We start from the raw sequence: 20,747 nt of genomic DNA on the forward strand, positions 1-20,747 counted from the left end.
GACGCCGGTCGCGAGGCGGTGGTTCAGTCGGCGAGCTGGTCGGCGATGAGGGCGGCCAGCATCGCCGTGCGCGGTGGGATCTCGGAGATGATCGCGTGCTCGTGTTCGGCATGCGCGCCATCGCCGACAGCCCCGAGCCCGTCGAGGGTGGGGATGCCGTCACCGGCGGTGAAGTTGCCGTCCGAGGCCCCGCCTACGGCAGTGCCGGTCGGCTCGGCGATGCCGATCTCACTGGCCAGGGCCACGGCCCGGTCGAAGAGGTGAGCTGCGGCATCGCGTTCGAACGGCGGCCGGTTGATCCCGCCGGTGACCTCCACCTCGGCACCGGGCATCTCAGCTCTCAGTGCCCTCATCTCCTCGTCAATGCGCTCCTGCTCGGAGATGAGCCTCGCGCGCACATCGACGTGAACCGCTGCGGTGGCCGGCACGGTGTTCGGGGTGGTGCCGGCGGTGATCGTCGTCGGCACCACCGTGGTGCCCTTCTCAACATCGGCCATATCGGCGATGAGCGGCATGAGTCGGGCGAGTTCGAGACCGGCGTTGACGCCCTTCTCCGGTTCGAGGCCGGCGTGGGCGGCGCGGCCGTGGACGGTGACTTGATAGTCCGAGGTGCCCTTGCGGGCAAGCTTCAGGGAACCGGCAGCCGAGGCCTCCATGACGTAGACGGCGCGTGCGCCGGCGGCCTCCTCGCGGATGAGCTGAGAGGACGTCGTCGAACCGAGCTCCTCATCACCGGTGATGAGGATCGTCAGCCCGTCGAGGGCTGAACTGTCACCGGCCTGCTCGAGCAGCATCGCGGTGGCGTGGACGCTCATGATCGTGCCGGTGAGCATGTCGAAGCTGCCCGGCCCGCGCAGGATCCCGTCAGCGGCCGAGAACGGCAGCCGCTCAAGAGTGCCGCGCGGCCACACGGTGTCCTGGTGATTCAGCAGCACCACCTTGACCGGCCCGGAACCGAACCGCAGGCGCAGGTGCGTCACCCCATCGATCTCCAGCACCTCGGGCGCGGTGCCCACCCGCTCCTGGATGAGCGCGGCGAGGTCACGGGCGCCGGCGGCGACCGCAGCGTGGTCCTGCGAGGGCGTCTCCAGGGTGATGACCCGCTCCAGATCGGTCAGCATCTGCGGCAGCCGCGCCTGGGCGGCATCGGGCAGAGCGGCAAAGTCGACGGAGCGGTCAGTCATCAGGTCCTCAATTCCACACAGCGGCGTATCAGTCGGGACCATTGTATGCCGCAGGCCTGCCCAGGCGGGGATCCGGCACGTATCATTGGGTCATGGGAGATGACGTTTCGAGGCAGCGCTACTCGCCGGAGCAGCGGACGACGTACCGTGAGCAGCTGAATGCGGATCTGGAGACCTTCGATTCGTATCTGCAGGAGGCGGAGTTCTCCAGTCAGGGCACGATCGGCCTCGAACTCGAGCTCAACCTCGTCGACGCGGACATGCAGCCGGTGAAGGTCAACCACAAGGTGCTCGAGTCGATCGACCATCCGGACTTCCAGTCCGAGATCGGCGCCTACAACATCGAGCTCAACCATCCCGTCCTCACCGTCCAGGGCGATGGGCTCACACAGCTGCAGGGCGGGGTGCAGTCCCGCCTCGACATGGCTCATGCCGCAGCAGCCGAGCACGGTGCGAAGGTCGCGATGATCGGTACGCTGCCGACGCTGACGACCGAGTTCCTCGAAGACCCCAGCTGGGTGACCGACGAGAACCGCTACCGGGCGCTGAGCAATGCCGTCATCGACATGCGCGGTGAGCTGGTGCGCATCGAGATCCACGACCGCGAGTACTACCGGCATGACTTCGCCGATGTCGCCCCCGAATCGAGCTGCACCTCGATGCAGCTGCACCTGCAGGTCCCGCCCAACCGGTTCGCCACCGCCTGGAACGCCTCGCAGGCGATGGCCGCAGCTCAGGTGGCGCTGAGCGCCAACGCCCCGCTGTTCGCCGGGTACAAGCTGTGGCATGAGAACCGCATCCCGGTCTTCACCCAATCGATCGACACCCGCACCCCCGAGCTCGTCACCCAGGGAGTGCGCCCGCGGGTGTGGTTCGGCGAACGGTGGATCACCAGCGTCTTCGACCTCTTCGAGGAGAATGTGCGCTACTTCCCGCCGATGCTGCCCGAAAGCCGCGAGGAGTCCGGCACCCCGGTGATGCTCGGCAGCTCTCCGGCGCTGCACTACCTCAATCTGCACAACGGCACTGTGTGGCGCTGGAACCGGCCCATCTACGCTCCTGACGGCGATCTCGCCCATGTGCGGCTGGAGAACCGGCTGTTGCCGGCCGGGCCCACGGTCACCGACCTCGTCGCCGATGCCGCCTTCTACTACGGCGTGGTGAAGTACATGGGCGAGGAGAACCGGCCGGTGTGGTCGCGGCTGTCGTTTCCCGATGCGGAGAAGAACTTCTTCGCCGCTGCCCGCTCCGGGCTGTACTCGCGGATCCTGTGGCCTAAGCTCGGCCGCGTCGACGTCGCCGAACTGATCCGCACCACCCTCGTGCCGCAGGCGCGCAAGGGCCTCCAGATGCTCGACGTCGACGCAGCGATCATCGACGAGTACATGGACATCATCGAAGCCCGCGCCCGCACCCGGCAGAACGGCGCGACGTGGCAGCTGCGCACGCTCATGGCGCTCAAACCGCGGCTGACCGACCCGGACACCGCCGAGCGCCGTGACGCCCTCAGGCGACTGCTCGAGCTCTACATCCGCCACCAGTCCACCGGAGCTCCGGTCCACACCTGGCCGGTCGGCGACCAGTAGGCGACCGCTGCGGCGGTAGGCGATGCCACCCGGTGCGGCCACAGGCGATGCCACACGGTGCGGCAACAGGAGCTGGGACCCGGCAACAGGCGCTGCGCCCCGGCGGGCTCTCGCGCCTGTCGGGCCGGGATCGGCCGGGCATGGTATGAGAAGCTGGCGGTATGACACAGCGCAGCATCCGCATCTCTGAGCGAGCCCAGACCGTCCGCCCGTTCGCCGTCATGGACATCGTCTCCCGGGTCGCCGAACTCAAAGCCGCCGGTGAGGACGTCATCTCCCTGTGCGTCGGCGAACCCGGCCAGGGCGCGCCGGCCGCCGTGCGCGCGCGGGCTGAGGAGATCATGCGCGACGGCACCGACTTGGGCTATGTGCCGGTCACCGGCATCCGCGAGCTGCGCGAGGCGCTGTCGGGTCACTACCGCCGCTGGTACGACCTCGATGTGCCGGCCGACCGGTTCTTCATCACCACCGGTTCCTCCGGCGGGTTCCTGCTCGCCTTCCTCGCCGCCTTCGACGCCGGCGACCGCGTCGCACTCGCCCGGCCCGGCTATGCCGCCTACAAGAACATCCTCACCGCCCTCGGCTGCGAGGTCGTCGAACTCGACTGCGGCGTCGACGAGCGCTTCCAGCCCACCATCGAACTGCTCGAAGCCGCCCACGCCGAGGCTCCGCTGCGCGGCCTCATGGTCGCCTCCCCAGCCAACCCGACCGGCACGATGCTCGACAAGGACAGCCTCATCGCCCTGAGCCAGTGGTGCCGTGACAACGGTGTGCAGCTGATCTCCGATGAGATCTACCACGGCATCACCTTCCCCGGCACGCAGGCCACCGAATCAGGCAACCCCAACGGCGAGACCGCCATCGCCTACGACCCCGACGCCATCGTCATCTCCTCGTTCTCGAAGTACTGGGGCATGACCGGCTGGCGGCTCGGCTGGGCGATCATGCCCCCGGAGATCCAGCAGGCCGCCGCCGGCTTAGCCGGCAACATCACCCTGTGCGCCCCCGTGCCGGCCCAGCACGCCGGAGTCGCCGCCTTCTCCGAAGCCGCCTATGCCGAGGGTGAGGCTGCCGTGGCCGGCTTCGCCGCCGCCCGCCAGTACGTCCTCGACGCCGTCGACGAACTCGGCTGGAAGGACCTCGCCCCCTGCGACGGCGCCTTCTACATGTACGCCGACATCACCGACGTCCTCGGCCCCTACACCACAGCCACCGAATGGTGCGCGGCACTTCTGGAGGAGGAGCGGGTCGCACTCTCACCCGGCCTCGACTTCGACAACGTCCACGGCGACGAGTGCGTGCGCCTGTCGCTGGCTGCCGGCCCCGACCAGATCTTCGCAGCCCTGGCCCGCATCAGGGCCTTCACCGAACGGCTGCGCCATGCAGCCTGACTCCTCCGCAGCCCCGAGGCGCCGGTGAGCCTGACCGACTCGCCGGCACTCGCCCGCCTCGGAGTGCTGACTGCCGCAGTCGGTCTCGGCTCGGCGGCGCTGCTGCTCATCCTCGCCCAGGCCACCCCCTCGACGGCGGCGTTCCTGCGCTGCGCCCTGGCGATCATCGCGCTCGCCCCCTTCGCCGTCGCCGAGGTGTCCCGACGTGGTCTGCCCGGTCGCCGGACAGTCGGAGTCGCCGCAGGTGCCGGAGCGTTCCTCGGTCTGGACTACATCATGTGGGCCCAAAGCGTCTATGACGCCGGCGTCGGCGTCTCCACGGTGCTCATCAGCGTCCAGGTCGTTGTCTTCCCCGGCCTTGTGTGGCTGCTGCATCGTCAGCACCCCGGCCGGCTGTTCCTGTGGTGCGTGCCGATCATGCTCGTGGGCATGCTGCTGACCGGCGGCGCATTCGGCGTCGACCCCGGTGCAGCCGCACCCCTGCGCGGGGCGATCCTCGGGGTGCTCTCTGGTGTGCTCTACGGCGTCTACATCTACGGCACCCACCGCTGCCGAGTGCTCGACCCGGGCCTCATCGTCACCCCGGTGCTCGTCGCCACCACCTCGGCCGGCGCCGTCACCCTCATCGGCGGGCTTATCCTCGGCGGCTTCGACTTCGATCTGGGGATCGGCGGCTGGGCGGCGATGGTCGGCCTGGCAGTGCTCGGCCAGGCCGGCGCATGGGGCCTGCTGGCGGTGTTCTCCACTCGCCTGCCGGTCACTGAGACCGCCTCGCTCATGCTTGCTCAGCCGATCACTGCGGTTCTGCTCGGCACGCTGCTCGCCGGAGAGCAGCTGGCGATCGGCCAGTGGGCCGGCATTGCAGTCGTCATCGCAGTGGTGTGGCTCGTCTCCGGGGGCATGCGCCTGCTGCGCCCCCGACGTGCCAGAGGCAGCCTGAGCAGCAATAAGCCCCGCTGAGGCTGGCCGCAGCGGGGCTTAGGCGTCGTATCGAAGGTGATACTGAGGGGTGAGGGTGTTCAGCAGCGAACCGGGGATCAGAAGTGCTGTTCGGTTGCGTGGGTCATGGCATCGACGATGATGTGTGCGACGTGGTCGTCTTTGAGCGAGTAGATCGCCTCGCGGCCAACGCGGTCGACGCTGACGAGGTGCAGCCCGCGCAGCAGCTTGAGGTGCTGGGACACGAGCGGCTGGGACAGCGCCGTCTGCTCTACCACGCTCGAGACGGTCGTCGGACCGTGTGAGAGCACGAGCAGGATGCGCAGCCGAGACGGGGTCGCCAGGGCCTTGAACAGTTCTGCCGTGCGGGTGATCGTCAGATCATCGGGCACATTGGTGGGGACGTCGGTCAGCGGTGTTTCGGAGACGTGGGGATGGTCGTCGTGTGTACGTCGGAGGGCATATACGTCGGCTTCGTTACGCATGGGAGGACTGTACCTTTGGACGACGGGGCGCAAGCGACGACAGTCGCATCGCGGTTGTTGTACTGCGGGATAGCCAAATTATCAGAAAATGCTGGGCTTCCTCTGAAAGGCTCAAAGAAATCTAGCGGGAATCCCGCATACATGGATGTGTCGCGCTCAGCATGTGTGGGTCGTCGCAGCCGACTCGACCATGCTGTGAATCGCTCCACCATGCTGTGAATCGCTCGACCATGCTGTGAATCGCTCGCCCATGCTGCGACGGTGTGCTCAGCGATCGTGTGGTCTGCCATTGAATCCTCGTGGGTGTCAGGATGACGCGGTGACGGTGTCGTGGGACTCGAGGATCTCCTCGGCCAGTGACTGCCACCGGCCATAGGCGTGCGGGAAGCCCGAGCGCTGGACCGCTTGGGCGGCCTCGTTCGGGGTCATCGACTCCCAGCCGGAGATGTGCACCAGTCCCGGGTTGCGTCCCTCGGGATTGATGCCGTAGAAGGACCGCGCGGCCCACACCGGGTCCTGCACCTCCTCAGGTGTGCCCCAGCCCTGCGACGGCCGCTGCTGGAACAGGCCGAGTGAGTCGCGGTCGCCGTGGTCGAGATTGCGAAGCGAGGACTCCTGCAGCGCGGTCATGAGCGCAATGATGATGGCGTCATCGGGCAGGTCCGCATCCCGGCCGACGCCGATGATCGTCTCGGCGTTCTCGAGCTGGCTGCTGTTGAGCCGGTCGACGTGGCTGAGCTCCCACTGGCGCACGATCGTCGGGCCGGTCACGCCCATCGCGCCGATGGCCCAGACGACGACGAACACCGCGGCGAGGATCGCTGCGGTGATGCTGAATCCGATGGCGGGGCCGATGAGCTGCAGTCGGCGGGTGGAGCTGGCCATGGCAGACATGCTAGCCCGTGCCCGGCGGACTTCGACAGCAGGTTCGGTTGGCTGTGCGGTGCAAGCTTCGTCACAGTCGCGGGCCCCGGTTGCAGAGTCGCGCCGAGAGCGGGCCCCAGCTGCGCTGAGACCCGCTCTCATGTCGGTGCCGGTGGGATGGCTCTGGAATCAGAGGCCGTTGAGGCGGTAGGCCTCGAAGCCCTCCAGTCCGTTGTACGGGTAGCCGATCTCCCGGGCCACAGCTCCGGCGTCGCCGGCCTGTTCGAGGCCGTGATAGGCGGTCTGCTCGTCGTTGGCCCAGCCGTTGAAGATGGCGACATGGCCTGCGGCGCCGCCGGTGCCTGGGCCACCGCGCATGAGTACGTCACCTGGCTGCAGGTCCTCCTTGGCGATCGGATGGGCGACGTCGACGAGCGTCACAGTGCTGAGGCTGTCGTCGAGTCCCCAGGCCATGGAGACGAATCCTGAGCAGTCGGTGCGGTAGTTCTTGCCGTTGATGTCCGGGTAGTAGGCGGACATGCTGTACGGCACGCCCTGGTCGACCCAGAACTGGGCGCGGTTGATGATCTCGGTCCGCCGGTCGTGTTCGGCGGTCTGCTCCTGGGCGGCTGCGGTTTCCGGTCCCGAGGCGGCGGTCGCCGGGGCGACGGCGATGCCGGTTGCGGCGAGGGTCAGGGCAGCGGCGGTGGTGCCGATGCGGCGGGCGGTGGCGGACAGAAGTGTGATCGACATGGTTTGCTCCGTTCGTCACAGGGTGTGGGGATGGTCGGTGCCGGAATGCGTCCGGGCGAGGGGAGGAGCGGGCTTCCTGAGGGTTCTGGGCTGCCCTCAGGAAGCCATCGGGTCAGAGGGGATGACAGGCGGGGTCAGCGGACGACCGGCGGGGTCAGGGGATCGCCGGTGCGTCGCCGTGGGCGGCGAGCAGTTCGCGGGCAAGCGGCTCCCACTTGGCGTAGGCATCAGGGTAGGCCGAGCGCTGCACTGCCTGCGCGGCCTGGGTCGGGGCCATGCTCTCCCAGCCGTCGATCTGGATGAGACCGGGGTTCGAGCCCTCGGGATTGATGCCGTAGAAGGACTTCGAGGCGTAGACCGGGTCGGTCACCTGCTCCGGAGCGCCCCAACCCATCGACGGGCGCTGTTGGAACAGACCGAGCGAATCACGGTCGCCGTAGTCGAGGTTGTACATCGAGGATTCCTGCATTGCGGTCATGAGGGCGATGACGATGCCCTGGTCGGGCAGTGCGCCGCCGCGTCCGACACCGATGATGGTGCGGGCGTTGTCGATCTGTGTCTGGTCGAGGTCGGCCACCGTGGTGAATGCCTCCTGTCGCTGTTCGACCGGAGCCGCGGCCGGGTCGAAGCTCGGGGCGGCCATCGCCGGTGACCCCATGATCCCGCCGCCGAGGATGCCGGCAGCGACAGCGGTGGTCAGCAGTGTCTTGGAGAGTTTCATGATGGTGCTCTTTCAGGGGTTGATTGACTCTGTGCTGTGTCTGCTGAGCCCAGTTGCCCGGGTGAGGCTGACAGGAAGTCTGGGGATCGTCTCCCGTCCCGGTCTCGGCGACGTGTTTAACAATCGCAACCGTTTTGTGATCTCTCAAGGCCTCGAACCTGACTGCACCCTGATCATCGGCTGCACTGTGCGTGGGAATTCCGGCTTGCAGCTCAAACACTCACCTGCCGCATCCGGCATGCACATGCGGACCGGCGCGGTCATTGAGCTCTCAACCGTTGGACTGGGCGCTTCAACCAGGGCAGATGAAAGAAACCTCCACGCGTCCGTACTGTGAGAGATCTTCAGCGACGTTGAAGCCGAGGTGGCCTCATCGCTTACGACCTTCGCGGGGGCTCTATGCACCTTCGTCGTAGACGTGTCGCGCCCTGTCCCGAGCGTCTCCGACCATCGTGCGGTGACAGCACTGCGGGCCCTGGCCGCTATCGAGCCAGAACCCGCAGTGAGCGCAATGCGGCTCAGGCCTCCCGCAGTGCGCTGCGCATGTTCTCCAGCACGTCGGGATCCTCGATCGTCGAGGGCACGACGACATCCTCGCGGCCGTCGGCGATCTCGCGCATCGTCTTGCGCAGGATCTTGCCCGAACGGGTCTTCGGCAGCGCGGAGACGATGTCGACGCGCTTCATCGCCGCCACCGGGCCGATATCCGAGCGGACCAGCGAGACGAGATCGGCCTTGACCTCCTCCTCGTCGGTCTCCGGGCCGTCCTTGAGCACAACGAACGCCCGCGGGATCTGGCCTTTCGTCGCGTCGTAGACGCCGATGACCGCACATTCGGCCACAGCCGGGTGGGCGGCGATCGCGGCCTCCATGATGCCGGTCGACAGGCGGTGACCGGCGACGTTGATGACGTCGTCGGTGCGGCCCATGACGTAGACGTAGCCGTCGTCGTCGATGAGCCCGCCGTCGCCGGTGAGGTAATAGCCGTCGAAGGCTGAGAGATAGGAGGAGACGTAGCGTTCGTCATCATCCCACACGGTGGCCATCGTGCCCGGCGGCATCGGCAGCCGGATGACGACGAGTCCGTCCTGGCCGGCCGGCGCCGGATTGCCGGCGGCGTCGAGGACCTCGACCTGGTAACCGGGCACCGGCTTGGTCGGCGAGCCGGCCTTGAGCGGGTAGGTGTGCAGGCCGATCGGGTTGGCGGCGATCGGCCAACCGGTCTCGGTCTGCCACCAGTTGTCGATGACCGGGATGGACCGGCCGGTGGCCTCGGCGAGCTTCTCGGTCGTCCATTCATAGGTGTCCGGGTCGAGGCGCTCACCGGCCATGTACCAGGCCCTGAGCGAGGCCATGTCGTAGCGCTTCATCATCTCGCCGTCGGGGTCCTCCTTGCGGATGACGCGCATGGCAGTCGGGGCGGCGAAGAAGACGTCGACGTCGTGTTCGGAGACGATCCGGAAGAACGTCGAGGCATCCGGGGTGCCGATCGGCTTGCCTTCGAACAGCACGGTCGTGACCCCGCCGATGAGAGGAGCGTAGACGATGTAGGAGTGGCCGACCACCCAGCCGACGTCTGAGGCGGTGAACATCGTGTCGCCGGGATGTAAGCCGAAGATGTTCGGCAGCGACCAGGCGAGTGCGGTCGCGTAGCTGCCGTCGCGCACGATGCCCTTGGGCTTGCCGGTGGTGCCGGAGGTGTAGAGCACATAGAGCTCATCGGTGGAAGCGACCGGTGTGCACGGGGCGTGCTCGGTGGTCGCGGCGAGCAGCTGGGCATAGTCGAGGTCGCGGCCGTCGGTCAGCTCGCACTCATGCTGCGGACGCTGGACGATGACGGTGAACTCCGGGTCCTCCTCGGCCTTCTCGATCGCGGCGTCGAGCAGCGGCTTGTACTCAATCGTCCGGTTGCGTTCGATGCCGCAGGACGTCGAGATGATCGCCTTCGGGCGCAGATCGTTCATCCGCACGGCCAGCTCGTTGGCGGAGAACCCGCCGAACACGACCGAGTGGATTGCGCCGAGCCGGGCGCAGGCGAGCATCGCGATGACCGCCTCGGGGATCATCGGCATGTAGATGACGACGGTGTCCCCCTTGCTGATGCCGCGCTCGGCCAGCGCCTGGGCGAACCGGGCGGTCTCATCGAGCAGATCGGCGTAGCTGTAGTGCTTGACCTGGTCGGTGACCGGGGAGTCGTAGATGACCGCGGTGTCGGAGGCGCGGCCGCTGTCGACGTGCCGGTCGAGGGCGTTGTAGCAGACGTTGAGCTCACCGTCGGGGAACCAGCGGTAGATCGGGGCGCGCGAGGTGTCGAGGGCGCGGGTCGGCTTCTTCACCCAGTCGATGAGCTCAGCGGCATCGAGCCAGAAGCCCTCAGGGTCCGCGGCGGCCCGGGCGAAGGCGCGGTCGTAGGGAGTGTCTGTCGGCTGCTGCGCCGTCGAGGCGGCGCTGTCGGTGTGATCGCTCATACTCTATTGTTGCCTACGACACACTAGAGTTGAACAGCGGGTCCCCGAACGTCACGGCTCACCCTCAGGCAGGGATGGGTGCCGTCGCCGAGGCGGTGGTCGGGTCTGCAGACACGTGCCGGTGCGCAGGAGCACCGGTGAAGGAGCTGGAAGAACATGCGCTACGTCGTTGCCCTGGCCTTGGCCGCGCTCGCGGTGCTCGGCGTCCACTGGGCGATCGGGCTCGGCACGCTGCCCCGCCCGTGGGGCGCGCTCGGCCTCGGCACCGTCGCCGGTGTCACGCTGGTGGCCACCCTCATCGTCTGGGAGATCATCAGCCCGAGTGAGGAGAACGCCGACCGCGACAAGCGCATCGCCGTCGAAGAGGCCGCCAAGGACGAGCAGCGCGAGCTGCGCCGCGCCCAGCGTGAAGCCGCCCGCAATGCCCGCCGCCGCGGCGAGCAGGCCGAGCCGGGTGAACCGGGCGCCCGGCGGCCCGACGGCACCGACTGAGACTTCTCGTCAGCCGGTCACGGGTGTGCGCTGCAGCGCAGCCGGCAGACCGCCCAGCCGGCCACACCGGTGAGGAGCACCGCTGCTGCTGAGGGCGGTGTTGCGGTGGTGGCGGCCAGCAGCATTCCCAGTGCCCCGAGCGCCGTCATGAGGATCGGGGCGGTCAGTTGCGCGATCACGCCGACGGGCAGCGCCCCGGCTTCGGTCATGACCGCAGGTGCCAGCCAGTTCGGCGGCGGGCGCAGTGCAGCGTGTGTCGCGGCCGCAGCGCAGAGGAGGGCGAAGAGGTAGGCAAGGGCGAGCAGCAGCGGCTGGCCGAGCTGCACGGTCACCGGCAGGAAGACGAGCAGACCGGCGGGCAGCAGCACCGCCGCGGGGGCGAGTGCGATGAGGAGCCGGCAGGTGGCAAGGCTGAACGGGAACGCCTCGGTGAAGGACGGGTTCGCAGCAGAGGTGCGAACGCTCATGACGGCCAGCCAGCCGGCGATCCCCAGGCTCAGGCAGGCGATGAGGACTCCGGCGACCGGCAGCTGACCGAGCGGCAGGGCGCTGGCTGCCCACGGCAGCAGCACCGCCATGGCGAGGAGTGCCGGTGCGCCTGCCGTGCGGGTCAGCCCGATGAGCAGTCCGGTCGGCAGGGCCAGTAGAGACGGCAGTCGCTTCAGGCGTGCCGCCAGTTGGCCGGACCGCCCTCCGCGGCGGGCCCGCAGGCGGGCGAAGAGGGTGGTGGCCATCGCATTGGCATCGGCGGTCACCAGCCCGAAGCGCATGAGCTGCGAGGACCGCGACCCGGCTTCGAGCTGCGGCCACGACACCACCGGAGGCCGCCGCACCATCCAAGCGGCAGCGGCAATGATGAGCAATACCAGGACCGCGGCGAACCCGAGCGCGACCGGTGCGCTCAGACCGCTCGCTGCAGCATGCATGACTGTGCCGGCGAGGTCGGCCAGCGGTGCGGTGAGGGCCAGCAGCGCCAGTGCGGCGACGGCTGCCCACAGCAGCCTGTCGCCGAAATGCTCGGTGTCGACTGTCATGCCGAACAGGCCCGCTTGCAGGCCGATGAGGATGAGGGCACCAGCCGCCCCGGTGGCCGCCAGCACGGCCACAAGCGCGATCGCGGCAGCTGCGGTGATGCCGAGGTCGAAGACCACCGCGCCACCGGCGGCCTGCCAGGACAGGTGCGGCACGACCGCCAGCAGCCCGATGATGATCCCGCCGGCCACCCCGCCGAGGATGACGGCACTCAGACGGCGGCGCAGCCAGGCTGGGCTGAAGCCCGGGTGCTGGAACAGCCACACGCGTACCGGTTCGGGCAGCCCGAGCGGGCCGAGGCGGGTGAGCAGCCAGGTGAGCACAGACATCCCGCAAGCGGCGATGAGGACCGACTGCAGGACGGGGAACGGGGAGGCGACCACCGCCTCGGCGACGGTACCGGCCGGCAGGGCGGTGAGCGCTGCCAGCAGCGGCGCAGCCAGGGACTGCGCGGCCGAGGCGAGGACGGCGATGAAGACGGCTGCGGCAAGCGCGTAGGTGTAGACCGCCCCGGCGCTCAGCGTGTGCGGGCGGCGGCTGCGGGTGAGCCGGGCGAGGCCGGCAGGGGTGAGGGGGTGCGGCAGGGCCCGTTCAGGCGGCGTCATAGCCCAGCGTCCCGTCGGGGTGTTCGCAGATCTGCACGGTGGTGGTGCGTTCGGGGTCGATGAGGGCGTCGTCGTGGGTGGCGAGCAGAATCGCCGTGCCGCTCTCCGCGCGGGCAATCAGCAGGCGGCGCAGCGCCTGGACCGAGGCGGCGTCGAGGTTCTGCTCGGGTTCGTCGAGCAGCAGGATGCCGGCTGGCCGGATGAGGGCGCTGGCCAGCAGCACCTTGCGCCGCTGCCCTCTGGAGAGCGCCTCCGGGTATGCGTCGAGGAACCGGACCGGCAGGTTGAGGGCGGCACAGATCTCGGTGATGGCCGCCTCGAGAGCGGTGACGTCGTGGGCGCGGGCGAGCAGCGTCAGGTGCTCACCGGCGGTGAGCCCGGTGAGCCAGGCGTCGTCGCCGAGGAGGGCTGCGACCTGCCGCTTCCACACGGGCCCGGTGTGATCGGCCGGTTCGCCGCCGAGCATGACGCGGCCGGACAGCGGGGTCTGGCGGCCGGCGATCGTCTGCAGCAGCGTCGACTTGCCGGCCCCGTTCGCACCGGCCAGCCGGACGATCGACCCTGGCGTCAGCTGCAGGTTGAGCGGCGGCAGAGCGAAGCCGGCCGGGTAGCCGGCGACGAGGCTCTCGGTCGTGAGCATCAGCGGTCTGCCGTCAGCGCGGTCCCAGGTTCGGGGGCGGTGCCGCCGTAGTGGGCGGCGAGTTCGGCCAGGCCCTCGTCGATGCTCACCCTTGGCTGCCAGTCGAGGACTTCGCGGGTGCGGCGCTGGTCGAACCAGTGAGCGGTCGAGAGCTGCTCGGCGAGGAACCGGGTGAGCGGCGGCTCATCGGACAGCGTCTCGCGCAGGCGGGCGGCAGCCGATTCGGGCAGCCGGTCGGTCAGCGTGTCCTCAACCTCGGCGACGAGATCCCAGACCTTCTCGACGACGGCGCCGGCGGCCAGGGCGGCGGGCACGGGCACGCTGAGCTTCGGGCGGCGAGCCCCTCCGGCCAGTGCCATCTGGGTCATGAGCTCACCGACCGGGCGCGGCTGTCCATTGGTGACGACGAGCGCCTCACCGTGGTGGTGCTCGACTGCCGTGAGAGCTGCGACGATCGCGTCGACGGCATTGGCGATGTAGAGCGTGTCGATGAGCGCGGCCCCGGTGCCGAGCACCGGCATCCGACCGGCGCGGGCGCGGTCGATGACCCGCTCGGTCAGCTGCGTGTCACCGGGACCCCACATGAGGTGCGGGCGCAGCACAAGCACCCGGAAGTCTGCACTGTCAGCAGCCAGGGCGAGCAGTTCCCCGTGGGCTTTGGTGCGGGCGTACTCGCCGCGGGCATGTTCGGGATCAGCTGGGCCCGCGCCCTCACCGACGAGGGAGTCACCGGCGTGGGCGACCGAGGGGGAGGAGATGTGCACGAACCGGCTCACGCCTGCATCCTGGGCCGCTGAGAGCAGTGTGCGGGTGCCTGCGATGTTGATCGCCTCGAAGTCGGCCGGATCCCCGGTCATCGAGACCTTCGCGGCCAGGTGGACGACCGCCTGCTGGCCGGCCACCGCCTCGGCGACGGCGGCGGCATCAGTGATCGAGGCGGCGATGTCTCGGGCCCCACCGACCCCGGAAGGGCGGCGCTGCAGGGTCGTGATCGTGTGACCGGCGGAGGCCAGCGCGGCAGCGACTGAGGAGCCGAGCAGACCGGATGCGCCGGTGACGAGAATCTTCACTGTTCCTCCTGGAATGCTGGCCGGTGCGGCGCGCGTGCTGGCGGGCCGGAGGCGGCGGTCAGGGTGTGCGGATCGGCTCGCCGCCCAGCACGGCAGCGGCCCAGTCGGCCAGCCGGGAGCGGTCGATCTTCGAGTTGTGGCGGATGTCGGTCGGGAAGGACGGGGCGATGAGCACGGCGGCGACGTCCGCGCCGGTCGCGGCGGCCACGTGAGCGCGCAGCCGCTGGGCCACCGGCAGCGGTGCCAGGCCGGGGGCCAGGGGTTCGCCGGATTCCGGGTCGCTGCCGGCTGCGGGTTCGAGCACCAGGACGAGTGCCTGTGTGCCGGTCGGTCCGACGCCGACAGCCGCAGAGCGCAAGACTGCCGGGTCGCGGTCGGTCAGTGCTTCGATCCCGCCGGGGCCGAGCGGGCCGGCCGGGGTGGTGATGATGTGCTGGAGGCGGCCTTCGAGCCAGATGCGGCCGGCAGCGTCGATGTGGCCGATGTCGTTGGTGCGGTGCCAGCGCTGCCCGTCGAGGGTGTCGCGGCCGGCCTGCTGGTCGGTCGACCACAGCCGGTCGTAGCCGTCTCTGATGTGGGCGGCGGAGACGACGAATTCTCCGAGCACCTGCTGGGCGTCCGTGCCGGTCAGCAGCTCATCGGCAGACCGGCCGTCGGCGTCGATGGGGGCCAGGGCGAAGCGCACCCCGTCGATCGGGGTGCCGACGCACACGCCGCGCGCCGCCTGTGCACCCGGGCCTGCGTCAGCGGTGCCGTCTGTGCGTGCAAAGCCGTCGGTGCTCGTGGCACCCGTGCGAGCGGTGCCCTCCGCCTCGGCCGCGGCCACGTCGTGCCGGTCGATATCGGCCAGCAGCAGGCCCTCGGTCATCCCGTAGGGGGAGTGGATCTGTGCGTGCGGGAAGATCTCGGCCACCTGGTCCATGAGCGACAGCGGCACCGGCGCCCCGGCCGAGAGCGCAAGCTCGACCCCAGCACAGGCGGCCCGCTGCGCCTCGGTGAGCGCAGCGGCAGTCGCGCAGACATTGGTGTAGGCCGCCGGTGAGGCGAAGACCATCGTGCAGTCCGCCGCGGCGATCGCATCGGCTAGGGCCGCGGCAGTGAGCGTGCGCGGTTTGGTCACCGACATGTCCGGGGTCACGCTCGTGGCCCCGAGGCCGGGGCCGAAGAGTGCGAAGGGGGCGAACCCGGCGACGAGCCCGGCACCCGGGCGCATGCCGAAGGTCCGGGTGAGCACGTCCATGAGTGCAGAGAGCTGGGCGTGGGTGTAGCGCACGCCCTTGGCCGGGCCGGTCGATCCGGAGGTGAAGAGCACCGCAGCGAGGTCCGCAGGTGCTGGGGTTCGCAGCGGCTCGCCGGCGGCGAGGTGGGCGTGGCCTTCCCGGATGAGCTCGGTCAGCGAGGTCTCGACGTTCAGCGTCAGCCGCTCGGGGCCCGGCAGGGGGCTGATGGAGACCCGCCGGCCCGGCCAGCCGGCGGTGCGGGCCAGGGTGAGGCCGGGCAGTTCGCCGATGATCCACTGCGGGTCGGCAGACCGGATCGCCCGGGTCATCCCGGCCACCCCGAGGCCGGCGTCGGCGACGACGACGGTGCCGCCTGCCTTGAGCACGCCGTATGCGGCGGCGGTGAGGTTGTTGCCCGGGGTCACGAGCAGCGACACGCGGTCACCGGGTGCCAGACCGCGGGCCTGCAGCCCGGCTGCGATCCCGTCGACGACGCTGGAGAGCTGCCGCCAGCTCACCGACTGCGGGGGCCGCTGGGACATGTCGACCGAGGCGATCGCCTCATCGTCTGCGCGTTCGGCCAGCGCATCAAAGATCATCGGCGCAGCGGCCGCCGTCTGCTGACTGGTCGCCGGCCGCTGGTTGTCAGCCGGCCCCGCGGCGCCGGTCGCGTCAGCTGTTCCCACGGCGTCGGTCGCGTCAACCGCACCGGCCGCCTGGCTGGGTGCGCCGAACTGGGCGGTGAGCCAGTCGAGGACGATGCCGGCGACATCGGCGTCTTCGCTGACGAGGTGGGAGGCCTTCTCACAGCGGTGGATATCCGCCTGGGGCAGGCGGTGGCGCAGATCGCGCAGGAACCGCTCCAAGAACACCGGGTCCTTCGGCCCCCAGATGAGCAGGGCCGGCAGGTCGATGCCGGCGATGTCGTCGCCGAGCCGCTGCAGCTCGGCATACGACGGGTGGGTTTCGACCGCCGGGACGTCGGCGACGAAGGCGCCGATCCCGCCGCGCAGCTCAGCCGTGCGGTACGGGGCGCGGAAGGCGTCCTTCTCCTCATCGCTCAGCGAGCCCTGGGCCAGGGCGAGGGTAGTGCGCAGGAACCAGTCGGTGCGCACCGTCGACAGCGGCAGCATCGGACCGGCCAGAGCTGCCTGCAGGGGTGCCGGGATCGGTGTTCCCTCCGGCTGGGCGACGGCGGTGTTGAGGGAGACGACCGCGTCGATGCGGTCCTGATTGCGCGCCGCCCACGTCAGCGACAGCACCCCACCCCAGTCGTGGCCGAGGGTGACGGTGCGCTCGGTCGGGGACTCTGCGAGGAGCTCGGTGGCAACGGCGTCGAAGTCCGCGACGCGTTCGGCGATGCGCCGGAAGCCAGGACCGTGGGTGGTCGGCAGGCCGGTGTGTGCGAGGCGTTCGGAGAAACCCATCTCCAGCTGGTCTGGGGCGATGACCCGCCAGACGGGACCCCCGCCTCGGGCACGGTCAAGGGAGGCGGCAGCCAGGTGGCGCCACAGGTAGGACCAGGTGGGGTTGCCGTGCAGAGCGAGGATCGTGCCGGCTGGTGCGAGCCCTTCGGCCTGCAGCGCCGGGAGGGTGTCGAGGACGTGGAAGGTGCGCTCGCCGTCGACCGTGCCGACGGTCACCAGCCGCGACCACTGCTCATCCCAGCCCGGCAGTTCACCGGGCGTCTGGGCGGGGCGGGCCGGCAGGCGGGGGCTGAGACCGGGCAGTCTCACCATTCGATCTCCGTCATCGCCGTGTTCAGGCCCGAGCCCACGCCCATGCACAGTACGCGGTCACCGGCAGTGAGCTCTGCGGCCTTGCGGGTGAGCGTGATCGGCAGGGAAGCCGGACCGACGTTGCCGAGCTGCGGGTAGGTCTTCGGGATCCGGGTCGTGTCGAGATCGACGGCCTTGACGATCGAGTTCGTGTGGATGTCAGAGACCTGGTGCATGACGTAGGCGTCCATGTTCCGCCAGTCCCAGCCGTCGCCGTGGGCGGTGTGCCAGGCGGTGGTGACGAGCTCCATGCCGTTCTCCAGCAGGCCCTTGGCATCGGTGAACATACCGTCGTGGTCGCCGACGCACAGCTGGTGGTTCCACGTCGCCGCCCGGGTCACCCCACCGAGGATCCGGTGGCCCTCCGGGTGCTTGTCGGCTGGGCCGAGCAGGGCCGCCGACGCCCCGGAGCCCAGGGTCAGGGAGGCGAACTCGTTGAGGTACTCCGCGCGCGTGATATCCGAGCGGGAGAGCCGCTGGATCGTCGACTCCTGCACCCGGGAGGCGTCCTCACCGGCAACGATGAGCGCGTAGTCGAGCTGGCCGGAGTCGATCATCGTCGCTGCCAGGGTCATCCCGTTGACGAACCCCAGGCACGCATTGGTGAGATCGAAGTTCATGGCGTGCGGCTGCAGGCCGATGCCGTGGTGGACCGACACCGCGACTGAGGGCTCGAGCTTCTCGCGGGTGACGGAGGCGTTGATCATGAGCCCGACCTGTTCGGCGTCGATGCCGGTCTCGCGCAGCACCGTGCGCCCGGCCTCGGCGGCACCGGTGGAGAAGTCCGAGGGGTGCTCCCAGTTGCGGCGGGCACGCACACCGGCGACGCGCTCGAGCAGACCGTGAGGCAGGTTGAGGCGTTCGAGGGTTCCGCCGAGCCGCTCGTCGAAGGAGGCCGAAGTGACCTCCACGGGTGCCGTCACCTCGGCCAGGCCGAGGAGTGCGACGTTGGAATGCCGGAAAGTCGAATTGCCGTTCAAAGAAGGGTCCGTTTCGCGAGGTTGACGGTGCAGAGTCTCCGACTCATCCTAATACCCAAGCTGGCAAATCACTGCAACGGGCAGGTGCCCGGCGTACGGCGTCCTTGTGCGGTCAGGCGGCGGTCTCGGCCCCGAGCAGGGATCTGGAGGCGAGGAGTGACGGCACCGGGGCCGAGGCGGTGTGCGGCTGATCGTTGAGGGCAAGGAGGCTTGTGGTCACCGGGGTGTGGGCGCGCAGCGCGCCGTGAGGCGCGCCGCGATCGCCGGGGCCAGGCAGGGAGACGGCTGTTCCAACACCCTCCGTTCCCCGCTGCGCCGAGGCCCGGCGGTGTGCGTTCTGCTCGCTTCATGGCCACCAACGGCCTCGTCGGCGCCCCGGAGGTCATCCCCACCGCGACCGCCGGAGCGCGGCAGGAGGCGCTTCTCACCTTCGACCGCGCGATCCCGGCCTGGGGCAACATCCTCATCATCGCAGGCGTCCTCATCGCTCTGTGGTTCCTCATCCTCTACCCTCTCACCGCCCAGGGCAGGAAGCTCGGCTTCGACCGTTCGGAACTGCCCGGTGGTGAGGACGGCGACCGTCCCGCCGACGGCGCTGCTGCGACCCGCCCGGGTGAGGCTTCCGGCCCAGCGCGTGACGTCGCCGAGGCGGGATCCTCTGCCTCGGAACCGGCCGCCACCGGCTCGAAACCGGTCACCACCGGCTCGAAACCGGTCACCACCGGCTCGAAACCGGCCGCCACCGCCTCTGAACCGGTCACCACCGGCTCGAAATCGGCCGCCACCGCCTCGGGAGCGGATCAGGCCGCTGGCGACGCAGAGTTCCTCTCCCGCAGGCAGCGCCGCGCAGCCGAACGCGCCGGACGGGGCTGAGCCCGCCTGAGGGCCGTCTGCTCAGACACGTGAGAACCGGATAGGCTGGTGACACCTCACGTCCACGGGCCGCGTGCGGCCCCAGCCTTAGGGAGTTTCGATGTCGAACGCGCAGGCTCACACGACGGCGGCGCTGCCGCTGAACGAACAGCTCGTCCTTGTCACCGGAGGCGGCCGCGGGCTCGGCGCCGCGCTCGTCAAGGCCTTCTACCGCGAGGGCGCGGCGCTCGTCATCAACTACCGCTATTCGGCTGACCAGGCCCAGGAGCTCGCCGAGCAGATCCGGGCCCGAGGCGGTCGCGCGCTGGCCGTCGAAGCCGACGTCACCGACTTCCGCCAGGTGGTGGCGATGTTCGAGACCGCCCGCGAGGAGTTCGGCCAGCCGGTCTCCACCGTCATCAACAACGCGCTTGTCGACTTCTCCTTCAACGGCGATGAGCGCCCGGACGCCGATGAGATCGCCTTCGCCGCCTTCGAGCAGCAGTTCCGCGGCACCGTCGGCGGAGCGATGCACGTCATCCAGGCGGCGATGAACGGATTCCGCGAGATCGGTTCGGGCCGGGCCGTCAACATCGGCACCAACCTGTTCCAGAACCCCGTCGTGCCGTACCACGACTACACCGCCGCGAAAGCCGCGCTGCTCTCGCTCACCCGCACCTACGCCAAGGACCTCGGCCCGCTGGGCGTGCGCGTCAACATGGTCTCCGGCGGGCTGCTGCGCACCACCGACGCGTCCTCGGCCACCCCGGACGAGGTGTTCGACGCAATCGCATCCACCACGCCGCTGGGGCATGTCACGACGCCGGAGGAGTTCGCCTCGGCGGTGACGTTCTTCGCCTCACCCGCCTCGCGTGCGGTGACCGGCCAGAACCTCATCGTCGACAACGGCCTCGTGATGGACTGAGCCGTCGGTGGGCAGTTCCTCCGGTTCGGTGGGCGATCGGCTGGGTGCGACGACCGCCGCAACGACAGCACACTGCTGACCGGTGCAGCGCTGGAGGAATTCATCGCCGGGCGGCGCCGCGCCTCTCAGCTGCGGTCGATCTCCACTGCCAGGAACGCCTGCACCCGGGCCATGAGCAGCCGGGCCAGGTCCGCGTCGTACTCCGGGGCAGACGGGTCGGTGAACAGGTGCGCGCTGCCGGAATAGACGAACTGCGCGGCGCTCGCCCCCGCCTCGGCGACGGAGGCGACGAGCAGCTCCGGTGCACCGGCATCGATCCACTCATCGCCGATCGCATAGTGGATCTGCAGCGGCACTCCGGCCTGCCACGAGGTCTTCTTCGGCACACCTCCGGCGTGGAAGAGCAGCGCGCCGGCCGCGCGGGGATCGCGCTTGCCCATCGACTGCGCCATCGCGGCACCGAGTGACCAGCCGGCGAAGACGAGCGGGCCCTCGAGGTCCTCGATGAGACTGGCGGCCTTCTTCGCCAGCTCCGGGAAGCCGACCTCATCGCGGTAGGCGATGCCGGCGTCGACGGTGTCGAAGACGTTGCCCTCGTAGTAGTCGGGGGTGTGAACAGCGTGGCCGGCGTCGGAGAACTGCGCTGCCAACTGGGACATGCCCTCGGTCAGCCCGAGCGCGGAATGGAAGAGCACAAGATCAGCCATGGCCTCATCCTGGCACACGCACCCGGTGGTGCCCAGACCGTCTGGGTCCGGATCT

Annotated in this window: 19 protein-coding genes; 7 read left to right on the forward strand and 12 right to left on the reverse strand. The window is 69.4% G+C overall.

The genetic code is table 11. From position 1 onward, the window contains the following. Nucleotides 1–23: 23 nt before the first annotated feature. Nucleotides 24–1,184, reverse strand: a complete 1,161-nt coding sequence (locus tag M3B11_RS06090; protein ID WP_259875844.1) for a M20 family metallopeptidase — start codon at nucleotides 1,182–1,184, stop codon at nucleotides 24–26. 92 nt (nucleotides 1,185–1,276) lie between these two features. On the opposite strand from M3B11_RS06090, the gene M3B11_RS06095 reads away from it, so the two are divergent. The 3 genes from M3B11_RS06095 (at nucleotide 1,277) to M3B11_RS06105 (ending at nucleotide 5,121) form a co-directional block, all read left to right on the forward strand. Then, nucleotides 1,277–2,770: a glutamate--cysteine ligase gene (locus M3B11_RS06095; RefSeq protein ID WP_259875845.1), complete on the forward strand. Its 1,494-nt coding sequence runs from the start codon at nucleotides 1,277–1,279 to the stop codon at nucleotides 2,768–2,770. A 161-nt stretch (nucleotides 2,771–2,931) separates the two neighbouring features. Continuing rightward, nucleotides 2,932–4,161, forward strand: a complete 1,230-nt coding sequence (locus tag M3B11_RS06100; protein ID WP_259875846.1) for a pyridoxal phosphate-dependent aminotransferase — start codon at nucleotides 2,932–2,934, stop codon at nucleotides 4,159–4,161. A 24-nt stretch (nucleotides 4,162–4,185) separates the two neighbouring features. Continuing rightward, complete coding sequence (locus tag M3B11_RS06105; RefSeq protein ID WP_259875847.1) at nucleotides 4,186–5,121, forward strand: DMT family transporter; 936 nt, start codon at nucleotides 4,186–4,188, stop codon at nucleotides 5,119–5,121. Nucleotides 5,122–5,198: 77 nt separating this feature from the next. Here M3B11_RS06105 and M3B11_RS06110 read toward each other — a convergent pair whose 3' ends face one another. The 4 genes from M3B11_RS06110 to M3B11_RS06125 form a co-directional block, all read right to left on the reverse strand. Beyond that, entirely contained in the window at nucleotides 5,199–5,585 is a 387-nt protein-coding gene (locus tag M3B11_RS06110; RefSeq protein WP_311197721.1) for a metalloregulator ArsR/SmtB family transcription factor, read from the reverse strand. 306 nt (nucleotides 5,586–5,891) lie between these two features. Continuing rightward, the gene (locus M3B11_RS06115) at nucleotides 5,892–6,470 is read right to left on the reverse strand and encodes a peptidoglycan-binding protein (RefSeq protein WP_259875848.1); all 579 of its coding nucleotides are present in this window, start codon (nucleotides 6,468–6,470) and stop codon (nucleotides 5,892–5,894) included. Nucleotides 6,471–6,638: 168 nt separating this feature from the next. Then, nucleotides 6,639–7,202, reverse strand: coding sequence for a cell wall-associated hydrolase (locus M3B11_RS06120; protein WP_259875849.1), 564 nt, complete (start codon nucleotides 7,200–7,202; stop codon nucleotides 6,639–6,641). Between the two features lie 154 nt (nucleotides 7,203–7,356). Then, nucleotides 7,357–7,923 carry a peptidoglycan-binding protein gene (locus M3B11_RS06125; protein ID WP_259875850.1) on the reverse strand — a complete coding sequence of 189 codons (567 nt, stop codon included), beginning with the start codon at nucleotides 7,921–7,923 and terminating at the stop codon, nucleotides 7,357–7,359. Here M3B11_RS06125 and M3B11_RS06130 point away from each other — a divergent pair. Next, complete coding sequence (locus tag M3B11_RS06130) at nucleotides 7,922–8,260, forward strand: hypothetical protein (RefSeq protein WP_259875851.1); 339 nt, start codon at nucleotides 7,922–7,924, stop codon at nucleotides 8,258–8,260. The two genes, M3B11_RS06125 and M3B11_RS06130, sit on opposite strands and share 2 nt — an antisense overlap. Before the next feature lie 181 nt (nucleotides 8,261–8,441). Here M3B11_RS06130 and M3B11_RS06135 read toward each other — a convergent pair whose 3' ends face one another. Further along, on the reverse strand, nucleotides 8,442–10,391 hold the full coding sequence (locus M3B11_RS06135) for an acetate--CoA ligase (protein WP_259875852.1): 1,950 nt from the start codon (nucleotides 10,389–10,391) through the stop codon (nucleotides 8,442–8,444). Nucleotides 10,392–10,547: 156 nt separating this feature from the next. On the opposite strand from M3B11_RS06135, the gene M3B11_RS06140 reads away from it, so the two are divergent. After that, nucleotides 10,548–10,883 carry a hypothetical protein gene (locus M3B11_RS06140; RefSeq protein ID WP_259875853.1) on the forward strand — a complete coding sequence of 112 codons (336 nt, stop codon included), beginning with the start codon at nucleotides 10,548–10,550 and terminating at the stop codon, nucleotides 10,881–10,883. A gap of 17 nt (nucleotides 10,884–10,900) precedes the next feature. Here M3B11_RS06140 and M3B11_RS06145 read toward each other — a convergent pair whose 3' ends face one another. Genes M3B11_RS06145 through M3B11_RS06165 form a run of 5 tightly spaced genes read right to left on the reverse strand, consistent with a single transcriptional unit; the run spans nucleotide 10,901 to nucleotide 18,208 of the window. Then, nucleotides 10,901–12,520: a hypothetical protein gene (locus M3B11_RS06145; protein ID WP_259875854.1), complete on the reverse strand. Its 1,620-nt coding sequence runs from the start codon at nucleotides 12,518–12,520 to the stop codon at nucleotides 10,901–10,903. Further along, nucleotides 12,507–13,160, reverse strand: coding sequence for an ABC transporter ATP-binding protein (locus M3B11_RS06150; RefSeq protein WP_259875855.1), 654 nt, complete (start codon nucleotides 13,158–13,160; stop codon nucleotides 12,507–12,509). Before M3B11_RS06150 ends, M3B11_RS06145 begins: the two co-directional genes overlap by 14 nt. Beyond that, nucleotides 13,160–14,230 carry an NAD(P)-dependent oxidoreductase gene (locus M3B11_RS06155; RefSeq protein WP_259875856.1) on the reverse strand — a complete coding sequence of 357 codons (1,071 nt, stop codon included), beginning with the start codon at nucleotides 14,228–14,230 and terminating at the stop codon, nucleotides 13,160–13,162. Before M3B11_RS06155 ends, M3B11_RS06150 begins: the two co-directional genes overlap by 1 nt. 58 nt (nucleotides 14,231–14,288) lie before the next feature. Continuing rightward, complete coding sequence (locus M3B11_RS06160; RefSeq protein ID WP_259875857.1) at nucleotides 14,289–17,189, reverse strand: alpha/beta fold hydrolase; 2,901 nt, start codon at nucleotides 17,187–17,189, stop codon at nucleotides 14,289–14,291. Continuing rightward, nucleotides 17,183–18,208 carry a 3-oxoacyl-ACP synthase III gene (locus M3B11_RS06165; RefSeq protein WP_259875858.1) on the reverse strand — a complete coding sequence of 342 codons (1,026 nt, stop codon included), beginning with the start codon at nucleotides 18,206–18,208 and terminating at the stop codon, nucleotides 17,183–17,185. Before M3B11_RS06165 ends, M3B11_RS06160 begins: the two co-directional genes overlap by 7 nt. Nucleotides 18,209–18,556: 348 nt before the next feature. On the opposite strand from M3B11_RS06165, the gene M3B11_RS06170 reads away from it, so the two are divergent. Together M3B11_RS06170 and M3B11_RS06175 are read left to right on the forward strand one after the other, a co-directional pair. Beyond that, nucleotides 18,557–19,081 (forward strand): hypothetical protein, encoded by a 525-nt coding sequence (locus tag M3B11_RS06170; protein WP_259875859.1) that lies wholly within the window; start codon nucleotides 18,557–18,559, stop codon nucleotides 19,079–19,081. 100 nt (nucleotides 19,082–19,181) lie between these two features. Beyond that, nucleotides 19,182–19,985 (forward strand): 3-oxoacyl-ACP reductase, encoded by an 804-nt coding sequence (locus M3B11_RS06175; RefSeq protein ID WP_259875860.1) that lies wholly within the window; start codon nucleotides 19,182–19,184, stop codon nucleotides 19,983–19,985. A gap of 125 nt (nucleotides 19,986–20,110) precedes the next feature. Here the strand turns inward: M3B11_RS06175 and M3B11_RS06180 are convergent, their stop codons facing one another. After that, nucleotides 20,111–20,692 carry a dienelactone hydrolase family protein gene (locus M3B11_RS06180; RefSeq protein ID WP_259875861.1) on the reverse strand — a complete coding sequence of 194 codons (582 nt, stop codon included), beginning with the start codon at nucleotides 20,690–20,692 and terminating at the stop codon, nucleotides 20,111–20,113. Nucleotides 20,693–20,747: the final 55 nt, after the last annotated feature.

Source organism: Brevibacterium sp. p3-SID960 (assembly GCF_025144725.1).
Taxonomy (GTDB): Bacteria; Actinomycetota; Actinomycetes; order Actinomycetales; family Brevibacteriaceae; genus Brevibacterium.